Raw genomic sequence first — 14,392 nt, forward strand, 5'->3', positions numbered from 1 at the left:
ATCTAAAATGTATCATTTTCATTTAAATGTGTAAATAATACCATCTGTAAGAAATATTTACATTTAAAGATTGCTAACAGATGGAATTTCCGGTATTATTAAATTAAAAAAAGGGGAATATTATGAAGATTCTAAATAGGAAATTATTAACTCTCCCAGAACAAATTGTTGAACAAATAAAAGAGTCGATTGTTAGTGGAAAATTAAAGAAAGGAGATAAGCTTCCATCAGAGCAAGAGCTAGCAGATCTATTTCAGGTCAGCCGCCCTACGATTCGTGATGCAATCAAGCTTTTAACGGCATCGAAACTAATTGTGTCAAGACCAGGGGCTAAAGGAGGACATTTTATAACAGATATTTCCCCTGAGTCCTTTATCTATGAATTTAAAAATTACATTTCACTTTCTCTTGTCTTAAAAGGATTTTCTATCGAAGAATTAATAGATTATCGGATTGTAATGGAAACACAAACATGCGGACTTGCAGCCATCAGAAGGACGGAAGAAGATTTAAAGAAATTAAAAAATCTTTTACCCGATCCAACAGAGAATCTATCGGATTATGAATACTTTGAACGCGATTTTGAATTCCATCGGGCGATTGCGACAGCCACCCATAACTCATTAATTTTTGTGACAATGGAGTCAATCATGGATGTATTAAAACCGATGTTTCGATTATTATCCTCTACCGATGAATTTAAGGTTCAGCTGGCACGGGAACTGCAGGAAATCTATGAAGTGATTGAATACGGTGATCAAAGACTTGCAGAGAAGAAAATGGCTAGTCATCTAGAACACTTTAAACAGGATTTTTATTTAATTGGTCATAAGGGACTTACCATTTAATTGTAATCAGCAAACAAAAAAGAGTACCATTCATTAGTACTCCCCTTGTTCCAATAAATTTATATTATCAAAATTGGGTGTTAAAAATCGTGAGGGGTTCAGAAGAACCCCTTTTTTACTATGAATCGGGAAACATGCTCAAACTAAAGTACCCTCTGAATTCCTATTGAAGTATTGTCTCTACTTCTTGTTTGGAAATCTTATTCACCTCTATTTGCTTATCCGGTTTACAAAACAAAATAAACATCGTTCCAAAAATCACTAACATATAAGCTAAAAAGTGAAAAGCATTAATGAAGCCGGCTTCCAAACCTGAAGAGTTTTCAATAATATAACCGGTAATAATTGGACCAATAATTCCCGCTGTATAAACCAACGACATTAAGGTTCCAAGGATTTTTGCACGATGCTTATCCGGTACAAATGAATCTAATATAGCCGGCAGAAGAACAAAGAATACGGCTCCCATTCCGACTCCAAACGCAAATACGGCAACTGATAAAAGATTGGAACTAACCATTGGGGCAGCATAAAAGAGAATCCCGCAGGTAACAGCGATGGAACCAAGTACAAACACACGGGACTTTCGTACGCTACCTGTTTTGCGATACAAATGGTCTGAAAATAAAGCAATAACCACCTGTCCAAACGCTTGTGCCGCCCAAAGATAAGCAGTATTGGCCTCACTCATATTTCGAATGGTTGCTAAATAATTGGGTAACCATGTTAGCAAAACAGAAAAGATCCAATAGGATGAGAAGCCGATACAAACTAATAGAATAAAGTTTTTTGAACGTAAAATAGGCGAAATTTCTTGCCAGGTTGACTTGGATTGGGATGGCTGCTTGATAGATTCTCTAATATGTTTGACTCCCTCTGGATTTTCCTTTGCCAATAATGACCAAAGAATAATCCATATAACACCCATTAAACCTGTTAATATAAATCCCCAGCGCCAGCCATACTCTGCAATCACATATACCAATACTGGCATGAACAAGGCAACCCCGACATTCCCACCTAAATTTATAATGGTAAATCCGGCTCCTAGTTTATCCTTTGGCAGCCATTTTGCTCCTGCTGTCATTGATACCGTGTAGGCTGGACCTTCTCCAGCTCCAATAATCATTCTAGTGATAATCAAATATGGCAGACTGAAAGAAAATAGGGTCATAAACTGAACAAATGACCAAATACTTGTAATCCACGCTAATACCTTTTTTGGTCCAAAATAGTCAGTTAAAAATCCGCCTATAAAGCCTGTCAACGTAAAGGTCCAGAAAAATGAACTTCCGAGTATTCCCCATTGTGATGGGCTTAAATCTAATTCCTTCATTATCTGTACAGAAGCTAACCCAATGATTGACTTATCCGCAAAGTTAATCAAAAAGGAGAAAAATAAAAAGATAAGCATCATCCAGCCGGTTTTCGAAATCCTTCCACTTCTTTCATTTTCCAATAAATCATTATTTAACTGTTTCATTTTCTTGACCCCTTCTTTTCAATAAATTTCACTTGTCGTAATCATAGTTTGCTGAATACCTAAAGTGTTTGCTCCTGATAATCATTCAAGAGATTCTGTGTAAGGGAATAAAAGAATCGCTACAAATCTACAATTTTATTAAATAATGATTGGATTAGCGCAGGCCATACGGATGGCTGTACGGCCATTCTGTATTAATCACCTTTGTTAATTCCTTTTTAGAAACCTTATAACCTTGGGCTGAAGCACGCAGTGTTTTTCCATCTGTAGCCGGGTCGGCAAATCTTTCAGCCAGTACCTTCACTAATCTCCCCCTCCAGTCTTTTAACACATGTGTTTCAAGTCCGGAAAGATTCTTTATTTCATTTGGGTCCTCTCGCAGATTAAAAAGCAACTCCACTCCATCTTCTTCATACCAAATATACTTCCAATATCCGTCAGTTAGCATTAAGGAACGTTGTCCAACATGACCGAATTCCCCTAAGATTGTATTACGTATAGACTCCTTCGGTTCTATGACAATCGGGATTAAGCTTTTTCCATCTACTTGTTCAGGTGCATAGCCTTTTGCTATCTCCAAACATGTCGGTAATATATCCTGTAAGCCTACCACCGCTTCACTCACCTTTCCTGGAAGCCAGTTTGTATGGAATACTTGATCATAATCTCCGCTTAATGGCGGTGTAATGATAAATGGAATATTACATGCCCCTTGTAGAAAATTCGCTTTTTGCCAGAGGTGATGGTCGCCTAAATTATCACCGTGATCCGAAGTAAAAATAAACCACGTATTTTCTAATATCCCTTGTTCGCGTAAGGTTCCAATAATCCTGTTGACTTGGCGGTCAATTTGAGTAACCGAAGCATAATAAGCCTGCCTAGCAAGTGCAATCTGTTTGTCAGTTTTTCCTTCTCCAAAGGATAAGTTTAAAGCATGGAAGGAAGGGTGGTCCTGTGACCAATCACCGTACACTGGCATGGGAATCTCATCTTGCTGATACATGTATAAATCCTTCATAAGTGGAGTTAAAGGTGGATGTGGGGCTGTGAATGATGCCCATAGAAAAAGTGGTCTTGTCCAATCCCTTCTTCTTATTTCTTTACAAGCGTTGGTACCAATCCATTCCGTTGGATGTAAATGATCCGGAAGATTCCAAATGGTTGTTGCATATTCATTGACAGAAATTCCGTGGGAAAATGCCATACCAGCATATCCCTGTTCGGCTAACCATTGTTCATAATCGTCATAGCCTCGATTTTCCCCGAGATAATCCCCAAATCTTGCCCCTTCCTCACATAACAGCATTGTTTCAAAGCCATAATGACATCGTTCTGGAAAAACATGCATTTTTCCAACAACCTTTGTCTGGTAACCCTGATCCTTTAGCAGCTGTGGCAGGGTCTCTTTAACTGGAAGCTCAAAGCCTTTCTTAAAGGTTGTTAAACCCAGACTATGCCCTTCCATTCCTGTCATAATCGAAGCACGGGCTGGGATGCAGATTGGTGTAGCTGAATAAGCATTCTCAAAGCGTACCCCATTGCGGGCTAGCTGATCAATATGCGGGGTTTGAATAATGGGATGTCCCGCACATCCTAAGTGATCAGCTCTTAGGTGATCACAGGTAATAAATACGATATTGGGTTGCTGTTTTGTCATGTATTTCCTCCTATTGTTTTAATCTTTTGAAAATTCTATAATCAAATGTATCAAATCCCTTTAAATGTGTAAATAATATCTTTTGTAAGAAATATTTACATTTAAAAAAGAAAATTCATTGTTTTTATTATCGTGTAATAGTATTGCTTGTGAAAAATGCAAATCATTTCCGATTAACCACTTATTTAAATTGATAATTTAACAGGAAATAAACTGGAAAATAACAAAAAGCTTGCAAATAATAAATATCTGCAAGCACTTGTGTATGATTCTTTTCATTCTTATTCCGGCCTAATTCCATGGTACGCACGGTCAAGCAAATCCCTAATTGAACCTTTATCAATTGGACGAGGATTATAATATGGGTTTTTCACGGCTAATTCTGCTGCCTTTTCAATATCCTCTCTTTGGAAGCCGATACTTTCTAAAGAGACAGGGCCACCTAATGATTGAATCAGATCATAAAGCGTGGATGCTACATCATCTTTATTACATTGTAAGGATCTGGCAATTACCTCCATTGCTTCAGGGGCATAGTCTGAATTATATGATATCACATAGGAAATCAGCACTGTATGAGTTTCCGCATGTGGCAGCTTAAACGTCCCCCCCAATGTATGACAAAGCTTATGATGTAAGGCCATGCCAACTGAACCTAACACAGTCCCTCCTAACCAGGCACCGTAAAAGGCTTTTGAACGAGCTTCGAGATCATCCGGGTTCTCGACAATTCTTCGCAGGCTCCTCGCAATCGACCGAATCCCCTCTTCAGCCAAAAGAGATGTAATCGGATTACGGCTTTCTGAATACAAAGCCTCTACACAGTGGGCAACCGAGTTCACTCCACTTGTTACAGAGAGATTAGCTGGAATGCTTAAAGTTAGTTCAGGATCATAAATCACCGTTTTCGGCTTTACAATTGAATTTGTTCCTGTTCTTTTCACTCCATTTTCAGTAATACCCCATACAGATGTCATTTCAGAGCCTGCATAGGTTGTGGGAAGCGCCACAATCGGCAGCTCTGTTTCTAATGCAACCGCTTTGGCAAGTCCTATTGGAGAACCCCCGCCAACCGCCACCAAACCATCAATATTATTGCTTTTTACAAAATCTAACGCTTCATACACATTTTCAATTGGCACATGCTGGACCGCTTTCGAAAAGATACCCTTACATAGGTCCCTTAATAATACTGCCACATGCTCTGCTGTAGTGCTCCCACTCAACCCTGATGTTGAAATAACTAAAACATTTTTCAGATTTAATCGTTCTACTTCTTTACGAATATTCCTTCTAGTCCCTTCACCAAATACTGTTCTGCATGGCTGTGCTTCATATAAAAATTGTTTCAAACTTTAACCTCCCCACTTCAACCTAGTGATTTTTACTTGGAATAAATCCCCTGCTTCCTGAGTTGCCATTTAAGAATAGAGTCCTAAAAAACCAGAAAAGATAATTTCCCAAATGAACAGCAATTCTCCTTCACTTTATTAGGATATCATATTTTGTTTTACATTTAATTAAATATTTTGAATTGTAATTTTTTTATACAATTCAAGTGGTGAACACTTTTATAATTAGGCTGGTGTTTCTAATCTACTGATAAAATTGTTAAATAATAGTGTGGCTGCACGTCTTAGCTTGGTATCGTACCCCTCAGTTACCAAACATATTTACCAATTGGAAGAACTGTATTTTGCCTAGTTATTTAAGAGAACATCGGTAGTTCTTTTTTAAAGTTTTGATAATCTACCACAATCTCCAAGAATAATAATAAAGAAAACTTTTATTTAGCAATGAAAAGCGAAGGAAGGGCTTTCCCGACCTCTACATCCTGCACCCCCTAAAACCCTTACTCGTCACATACCTCGCTCGGCTCCAAATCTTTCGTTTGTGTTCCCTCGCTAACCTTTCATCAGACTGATATTCTTGTAAATATTTATATGGTGGATTAATGATATAGGCTACACGTGCCAGCCCTTCCTGAAGCAGCTGTTCCTGAACCGATTGCCCGTCGGCAAAAACATATGCTAGCAGCCGGCCATATGAATCTTTGGTGTTCCCTTGTTCGAGCTCAAGACTTAATTGACCTCCCTTTACAAGCTGCTCATTCCGTATTGCCGCTTCCCTGGCATAGGGCTGGACACACATACCTGGCTTTTTTGATTCTGGTGTATCTATTAATAGGTAACGTACCGTTTCTATTTTTCCCATGACTATTACTTTAATTGTGTCGCCATCAACCGTTTCTACTAATCTAGCAGGAATCCTGTCCGTTACATCAGCTGCTGACATTTCCATAACGGAATCTGTACTTTTTTGGACTTCTTCCGTTTCTTGATTTGAAAGAATTATAATAGCAGCTGATGTGAGTAAAGCAGTATTAATGAAAAACTTTCGCACGATATTTTCCTCCCGCCTATAAGAATGAAAAAAACTGTTGTAAACCCTATCAAAACCTAACTTAATCGTTCCATAAATCCGTTCTGTGAAAAAGGGGCAATCCCCTGCTGCATTAAAGTATTATTACGTCTGGTAACTGACCGCCAATTTCCAGATTCCTATCTAGCCCTTCGTAAAATATCCAGCGACAGCCGGGAAATTTTCATATTCTCTCCTCATATCCCGAAACGAAATCACCTCTTTTCCCCTCATAAGTTGGTAATCTAGCGAATATTCATGGCAGTTCAATGGGGGTTGCAGAAATGTTTCCGTATAGAATTGGACGGCCTCTTGCTTGCTGCCAGCAAAGATAAAAACAAAATTTCCCCGGTTCCTTTTAAGTGAATAAATGTCTACCTTATGAAAGCCCAAAACATTGTTTTGAATCATTTCTGTTACCTTCTGATGATCTGCCTGGTCAAAGTCTAATTTAGATACGTTGTCATCTAATGAAACTTTCTTTTCTGCCAGTAAATAGTAGATGTAATGGGCCAATGAGGATTCCTCAAAATGGATCGAATCCAGGTAAAGCTCTTTCACAAGCATATGAAAACACCTCGGTTTTTATTGCCCTGGGTTTTTTGTGCATATAAGGCGAATGAGAGGCGATCAAAGGCTAACAATTGTTCCCTTTTTGTCCTCAATCCTGCCGGTATGTTTGTTGAAATCCACCTCGATTGTTCCAACCGGACCATTGCGGTTTTTCGAAACAATAATTTCAAGTGTAGAATCCTTAGAGTCCTTGTCATAATAAGCTTCCCGATACAAGAACAAAATGACATCGGCATCCTGTTCCACACTGCCGGATTCTCGAATATCTGACATCATCGGCCGTTTATTGTTTCTTGATTCCACCGAACGATTAAGCTGTGCCAAACAAATAACCGGGCAGTCAAATTCCTTCGCCATTGTTTTGAGTGATTTGGAAATTTCCGTTACTTGTAAATGGGCATTTCCTCCGTAAGATTGACTTGGTTGAATCAATGTTAAATAATCGATAAAAACAATTGGTTTCCTGTTTGGAAATTGGTGTATCAGCTTTCTAGTTTTCGCCCTCATTTCAGCGATTGTTTGCCCAGCCCCATCAAAGATTTGCATATGGGTTTCATTGAGATCACCAATGACATCCGACCATTTATTCTTTTGACTTTGAGTTAGCAATCTTTTGGGATCCCGCATTTTTGCGCGGTTAAATCCCCCTGTCGAAGCCATTAATCGGGAGGTAATGAGCTTTTCAGGCATTTCTAAGGAAAAGACGATTGGCAGAAACCCTGCCCAGCCAGACATTTTTGCAAAATGAAGCATCACATCGGTTTTACCCATCGATGGCCTTGCTGCGATAATCGTTACTTCTCCGCCCTTAAAGCCTCCCGTCACAAAATCAAGCTTCTGGATACCCGTTGTCGCACTTTTCAGTTGTGGCTGCTCTTCCCATGGGGCTTCATAGATCCCGGCCAACGCTTGTTGTAAGGGTGTATGATCGTCCATTTTCGATTGGTTTATGTTATCCAATTCGGAAATGACCTTCGCAATCTCCCAATCATTCATAGCTGCAAGCGATAAGATGTTTTTCTTTTCCCGTTCCTTCCATTGCTCCAGAATGAGCTTCTCCATTCCATCAAATTTCTCCACATCCGCATACGATAACAGTTCCGATAAGTATGACATTCCCCCGAATGATTCGAGTTCGGGTAAGGTGGTCAAGGTAATCAAATCAATATTCTTACCAGCCTGCTTAAACTCCACCATCCTTCTCATTAACTCTCTGTGACGAATGCTTTCTAGCTGTTCCGGTTGAATCACGGTATCCATGAGTAAGTATTCCGCTTTCATCAAGCTGCCTAAGAACGCTTTCTCCGCTATACTCATTCCTCTTCACCTGCCGTTAGATCAAACTCAAAGCCACCTGGAATCGATCTCCCGCTAGGATACGCTTCTGTTGATTTCTTAGACTTACGTTCAGGCTTTTGGTTCTTAAGATACAAATCTATTTCATCTACGGTAGATAAAGATTCATTTTCCCAGTTTTTCAGAATGCCAACAATATAGTTCAGCTTTCGTTTGTTATTGGCACAGGCAATATTCATCGCCTTTAAAATCACCTCTTTCGGCTGCAGAAAGCTAGAATCATCTAACCAGGCTAACAGCTGCTGTTTCGCATTCACATTCGTAAAACCGAAACCATTGGAATCCCACAACTCAACAATTTCTTTTACATCTTCTGTTTTTTGATTACTCTCTAAGGTGTTCTCTATGTATGAGTTGTTCTCTTCATTTGGATGAAAAGCTTTTTGTTGTTGTTGTTGTTTTTCTTTTTTATTTTCTTCTTCTTTTTGCCCTCGCATCGTATCACGATACGCGAACGATTCGTCAAACGGTTCAGATTCAGAATCAAGAGTTGTTTTTTCGACTTGTGCTCCCGTATCCTTTTCAAGATGGCTTTCTTCTTGTCCACAAAAAGATTCAAATAAGCTGCGAATTTCACCTTTTTGTATAGCTTCCGAAACATAACGAATAAGCGATGTATCCTCGACCTCTTTTAATTCGGAATAGATACAATCCATAACCGGTTTCCCGCCTTTATGCAGGTTATCCTTCCCCCAGTTTTTTATAGCGAGTTCTCTTGTTTCTGGATTGTAGCGGATCAAATTATGGTGCCTCGTGAACCGTTCCATTAGCGAATGAACGCTCTCAATCGAATAGCCTAAATCAAATGCCATTTGTTTTTTTGTAATTTGGTAGATTCCGATTTGAGTCGTATTGGGATTCGTCAGCAGATAAAGGTAAAAATACTTATCCTCAGGAGTCATCTCTTCCGAAACAATTGGATTCTTCCAAAAATCAACACGTACCATTCTAAATTTTGCCATCATCAACCACTGCCCTTTCTTTATAGAGATTACTTCATAGTTTATATAGAGGGTTAGAAAGGCCATGGACAGTATGCTTTTTTAAAATAAGTGAATATTTTATGACAAAAAAAATACACTCACAAATGAATGTGAGTGCTTAATAATTCTGATTGGTGGTGCCTGGCACATATAATAAGAGTTTTTCTGTTTCTGTTTCAACTCGATAAATAAAACGAAAAAAAGTCCGTGCCGGGACTTTTTTAATTTTTAATACTGCTTATAAGTTTTTTTTACTTCAGAAACAAAAATAGTAAAAATAATAGGATGGAGACTCCCTGGCCCACTGCTAACGCGATGAGCCATTTTTTTATAAGCCCTTCTTTCTTTGCGGCGGCATCAACATGCAGCTCCCACTTTTCATCCCATTTTTCTTGAAGTACGCTTTGGTTCTGCCAAAACTGCTTTTTCCATTGCTCCGTCTCAGCCAATAGATTAGCTTCAACAGAGGAAAGGTTATTAATAATCACCGCTACTCTTTCGCTTAGCGATTCATATTTAAGATTTGTAATGGAAGCCTGTTCGTTCATCTCTTTAGTTAGCAGAACGTGGATTTGTTTTTGTGATGATTGAATCTCCTCGAGCACTTTTTCGGTTTGTAAATCGATAAACTTATAATCGTTCCGCTGGAGTTCTTTTAAATCAGCCAGCAGTATTTCCGTCATTGTAATATATTCTTGGTATTGCTGATGCCATAAGGATAACTTTTTTTCCATTATGACGATATTCTCATTGAACTGCTTCATGCCGCTTTCGAACAATTCTGTCTGGGGAGTTATGATTTCTTCATGTAGCTGTTGGCTAATATGCATGGGGACCCGCTTTAACGACTTTTGCATTTTTTCAACAGATCTATATACCTCCTCATTCATTTCAGCAATCGTTTGTTCACGTTCATTTAATAGATTCTTTAATTCATCATAAAATAAAAGGTTATTAATTTTTTTTAACGATTGAATCGCTTCTTTATATTTTTCATCCACGATTGTATTAGAAGTACTCATTTCCGATAATCCTTTCAGCTTGCTTTGAAATAATCTGGCAGTATTGATGATACACCCATCGTTCCACATCCGTCGTCTGTTTTGCGAACAATTTCTCCTGCCATACGGAGACGGCCTTCACAAATTCTTCCTTGAGTATTTCATCTAACATCCGTGGCCGTTCCAAATCGTGATTCCATTCCCATTGAGCCCTTGTTTTTTTTTCTTCCAATTTTGCAAGGCTCATTTCCTGTTGTATTTTTTGGTCTTGTTTTTCTTTTATTTTTTCTAAAGTCATACGCTTGTGCTGCTCTTTAACCCCACACAGCCTCATGAGTTCTGCTTTCACAAAAAGCTTAAAATGGCGTAATTGGTTATTATAATATTCGTAAACGAGGGTGTTATTTTCGTTTAACGTATCTAACACAATCTTATAATCTTCTTCAAAATGTTTAAACACTAAATATTGATCAAGCCCGCCAATGTGATTCAATGAAAGTGCCTTTACTTGAGGTTCGGTCTGAAAATCAAATTTTGCTGAAGAAATGATTTCGCGTAAAATTTGTTTTAACTTTCTTGCACGCTCGCCAAGCTGCTTCTTATAAAACTCCTCCATTTCCCATTCTACCTCGTTGAAACTTTCTATCAGCCTGGTCGTTTTCCTATCCTTAAACACGACTTGATCTTTTTTCGGATCAAATTCAAATTTTGTGTATAACCTACACCTGAATTTTTCCAATTGAATTTTATCTAAATCCGTTATCAACTCTTCATAATGGCCTAATTCCTCAAGCAGGTACTGTGAGGCCATAGTTAGGTTACTATAACTCTGCCCAGCTTCCTCTAAACTTTCCTTTATCTGATCAATGTCTTTATCGATCTGTTCTAAATCAACACTTTTCTGCCTGTAAATGCTGTGCTGCATGTTTTTTATCCGCATAATCTGATTTTCCGGTGTTTTTACATTTAGTAAGTCATTTAATAGTTCGATAAACAGATGATCAATCCAAGCTTTTGCCTTTTGATAGACAGTACTATTCCGTTGCTTTAATTCCAGCCATGAGTCACCACATTCCAGCGGATAAATTTGATTTGGAATCTCGATATCATTTCGATTTACATGATGCAGATAATTGGCGCGGAAATCCTCTAAAGTAGCAATTTCCCCCGATTCAATTGCATTTTTAACAGAAGTGGATTGAAGGCACCTTGTAATGACGAGTCTGAAGTTTTGGGGATAGTACATCCAATCTCTTACTGTCGGCTGATCCAATTGAAACAGCCTGACGACTTTTGATGAAATCTCCATAACCAGACAAACACTGCAATAAGGCATATACGTCGTTAGTATGTGATTAACATACTTTTCTTCCTTTTTTTCCTTTGTATCATCGCCAGGTAAATCTATGATAGAAATGGATCTACTTTTCTCAGCAAAACGTCTATTGGTAAAATACTGCCTGGCAATCCACAATATAATGGGCTTGTCGAAGGAGACTTCCCCTTCCTCTATTTGCTGCCGGATCATTGATATTTCCGTTTCCAGTTCATCCAGGCTGCTGCAGCAAATCCGCGTCTTATCCGGAAATATTAAATAAAAATTTTCATCCTCAGATCTTTTATAAATAAAGCTGGTGATGGTAGAAGAATTCCCCTTCTGACGTTTTCCGCGTAATGCTTTGGAAAGGTGAGCTATTTTCTCGTCCCCGATTCCCAGCATGGTTAAAATCAATGTTGTTTTGCCAACTTGAGTTGGCCCATACACGCCGACCAACACTTCGTCCTTTTTAAATTTTTGCCCGTCAAATCGGAGAAACCCTTCGTCAAAACGATCAATGGCTTTGTATATCCATTGGTCCTTTTCTTCCTCGAGTTTAGTAAGCAAATCGATGCTCATGCTTCATAACCTCTTTAATTAACTGCTTGTTCGTTTTTAATATACTATTGGCTTGGTATTGAAGCCTCATCAAGTCTTGGTCATAGCCTATCGCTGCCCGCTTCCACTCATGCTGCTCTCTGATTCTCTCTTCCATTTTTTCATAAATATTTCGAAGAACGTGACAGAAAGAGTCCGCATGCATTTCCGGAAGTTCATCGATTATTCTCCTGCCGGCATTGGCCATATTGATTTTCCGCTCATTATTCTGCAATGCCTGGCGATGGATCATTTCGACCGCCTTTACGCCAATGAGTCCTATTCCAATAACCGATAGCAGTGCCCCCGGTGATACAGTGATACCTACCTGTGCTAAAGCAGCAGCTGCACCTGTCAATAAATCAAAATCCCCATCCATTGCGACATCCACGCCTAGAATGATTGGGATGGATGATAAAATCGCCTTCGTTTTGGAGGAAGTTAAATCTAATTTGTTTTGCAGGGCTTCCAGTTCGTTCCTTGATTTTAACAGGCTTTGTTCTAATTTTTCACGGTTCTCTGCCAAAATTCCTTCCCGATTATAATCAATCTGGGCGGCGGCTTCAATGATTTCTGCGCCAACAAACGATTGTCTCCCTAACATGGAACCAATCAGAACTAGGCTTTTTAGTTCAGCCTCATCCAGCGTTACTAATTCATTCTCCGGATCCGCTTTAAAAAACTTATTAATCGTATCAAAAGATTGTTGGACTGTCGGACTAAGTTCTTGTTTTTCATTCTCTGCATTGATTAGAAGATGCTTCTTTTCCTCTTGACCCGATTCTAAACTGGCGGGGTTATCTGAGAATAGAGCTCTCTTCCTCTCTGCACTTCGCTCCACATTTTCCTCAAGCGATTCAATGGAGTGGGTAAGGACAACTGCTATATCTTCCGTTGAAGAAATTCCGCTCGCGTCCTCCCAGGCCTCTTCAATTTTTCGTTCAAATTTAATGGACTCCTCCAAGTCAGAGGATACAAAGAATTTTTTGATGTTACTTTTCAAATTAATATTCTCTGAAACATATTGGTTAAAACTTCTCGTTGCCGGTTCCTTACGATAACTTAATGATCTCATGATATCGTTCTTTACTTCCGTAAGATGTTTTTCATAAAGTTTTTGAAACTGGGCAATAAGCCCCCGTTCCTTAGAATCCTCTACCAATGATTTGGTTAACGTCCTTTCCTCATAGTGGTCCAAACGTTCTGTTAATTCCTCCATTGCTTCTAAAATGTCATCAGTAATCCCTAATAAAACCTCTTGCTTCTTCTCATCCAATTCTTCGGTTAAGTAGCCAAATTGGTTGATGGAATCCTTAAGAAGTTCCATCCACGGCTCTTTGTAATCATTGGGATCCCCTGTTACTATAACCTGCTTGGGATCTACGTCGAATTCATCGATGACTTGGTGTTTAATAGTCTCGTTTTCTTCCTGATTCACATCACCAAAAGATAGCACATAAATCGGCTCTACGTCTTTAAATACCCTTTTTACCTTGCGAATTGCATTGGCACTCGATTCCCGCGCAAATGTATCCTTACTGAAAACGACTAAACTGGATGATGACATATAGAGAATATGGTCCAGCAGCTGCTGTGATATGTGCCCCTTGTCCTTTTCAAACCCAGGCAAAAGGATGATGGATTTATTTTCACTTTTTAACAGCTTGTACGGAACCTCAAGCTCCAGCCATATTTCACCCGAAGGTTCTAAAGCGATGTTAAAAAACTCCTTTTTGCTGATTTTCTGTTTGACGATTGTATAAGTTCCGTTCTGAATATCGAGCTTTACTACATAACACTCAGGCTGCATTAATCCTTTTTTCTCTGTTATTAAAACCGGCAGCTGCTCGCCGCGGCTGTCGTTCTCCGGTAAATATCCCGGTTCCATTTCATATAATCGATTAACGAGAGTTGTTTTGCCGCTTCCCTGTTCTCCTGTGATGGTTAAAAGCTGCTTGTCATTCGTTAGTGCAATAAATGCCAGCTTGTTATGGATCTTTTTCAACCCTTCCAATAGGGCTTTTCCTTTTTCCGAATTCGTTACCTTTGGATCAAAAGCCCGGTACTCACTTAACATTACTTTAATTTTATTATAAAGGCTTTCCACTAAGTAGGCATAATTTGTATTAAGCATTGATTCCACTCCCGTGTGACA

General features: G+C 38.9%; 11 protein-coding genes. 1 reads left to right on the top strand and 10 read right to left on the bottom strand.

Features of this window, described 5'->3' with window-relative positions; all coding sequences use genetic code 11:
• Positions 1–122 precede the first annotated feature (122 nt).
• Positions 123–848: a FadR/GntR family transcriptional regulator gene (locus IE222_RS16745; protein WP_191274733.1), complete on the top strand. Its 726-nt coding sequence runs from the start codon at positions 123–125 to the stop codon at positions 846–848.
• Positions 849–1,011: 163 nt separating this feature from the next.
• Here the strand turns inward: IE222_RS16745 and IE222_RS16750 are convergent, their stop codons facing one another.
• The 10 genes from IE222_RS16750 to IE222_RS16795 form a co-directional block, all read right to left on the bottom strand.
• The gene (locus IE222_RS16750) at positions 1,012–2,331 is read right to left on the bottom strand and encodes an MFS transporter (RefSeq protein WP_191274734.1); all 1,320 of its coding nucleotides are present in this window, start codon (positions 2,329–2,331) and stop codon (positions 1,012–1,014) included.
• 154 nt (positions 2,332–2,485) lie between these two features.
• Positions 2,486–3,988: a sulfatase-like hydrolase/transferase gene (locus IE222_RS16755; RefSeq protein ID WP_191274735.1), complete on the bottom strand. Its 1,503-nt coding sequence runs from the start codon at positions 3,986–3,988 to the stop codon at positions 2,486–2,488.
• Positions 3,989–4,269: 281 nt separating this feature from the next.
• A complete protein-coding gene (locus IE222_RS16760; protein WP_191274737.1) occupies positions 4,270–5,340 on the bottom strand; it encodes a maleylacetate reductase in 1,071 nt (356 codons plus the stop codon).
• Positions 5,341–5,815: 475 nt separating this feature from the next.
• Positions 5,816–6,391 (bottom strand): thermonuclease family protein, encoded by a 576-nt coding sequence (locus tag IE222_RS16765; RefSeq protein WP_223282758.1) that lies wholly within the window; start codon positions 6,389–6,391, stop codon positions 5,816–5,818.
• Between the two features lie 162 nt (positions 6,392–6,553).
• Positions 6,554–6,976 carry a hypothetical protein gene (locus IE222_RS16770; protein WP_191274739.1) on the bottom strand — a complete coding sequence of 141 codons (423 nt, stop codon included), beginning with the start codon at positions 6,974–6,976 and terminating at the stop codon, positions 6,554–6,556.
• Positions 6,977–7,039: 63 nt separating this feature from the next.
• Entirely contained in the window at positions 7,040–8,299 is a 1,260-nt protein-coding gene (locus IE222_RS16775) for a replicative DNA helicase (RefSeq protein ID WP_191274741.1), read from the bottom strand.
• Positions 8,296–9,300: a DnaD domain-containing protein gene (locus IE222_RS16780; protein ID WP_440590015.1), complete on the bottom strand. Its 1,005-nt coding sequence runs from the start codon at positions 9,298–9,300 to the stop codon at positions 8,296–8,298. Before IE222_RS16780 ends, IE222_RS16775 begins: the two co-directional genes overlap by 4 nt.
• Before the next feature lie 272 nt (positions 9,301–9,572).
• Complete coding sequence (locus IE222_RS16785; RefSeq protein WP_191274743.1) at positions 9,573–10,343, bottom strand: hypothetical protein; 771 nt, start codon at positions 10,341–10,343, stop codon at positions 9,573–9,575.
• Positions 10,330–12,219: a hypothetical protein gene (locus tag IE222_RS16790; protein WP_191274745.1), complete on the bottom strand. Its 1,890-nt coding sequence runs from the start codon at positions 12,217–12,219 to the stop codon at positions 10,330–10,332. The genes IE222_RS16785 and IE222_RS16790 overlap by 14 nt, the downstream gene beginning before the upstream one ends.
• Positions 12,197–14,371: a hypothetical protein gene (locus tag IE222_RS16795; RefSeq protein WP_191274747.1), complete on the bottom strand. Its 2,175-nt coding sequence runs from the start codon at positions 14,369–14,371 to the stop codon at positions 12,197–12,199. Before IE222_RS16795 ends, IE222_RS16790 begins: the two co-directional genes overlap by 23 nt.
• Positions 14,372–14,392: the final 21 nt, after the last annotated feature.

The organism is Neobacillus kokaensis, assembly GCF_014656545.1.
Classification (GTDB): Bacteria; Bacillota; Bacilli; order Bacillales; family Cytobacillaceae; genus Neobacillus; species Neobacillus kokaensis.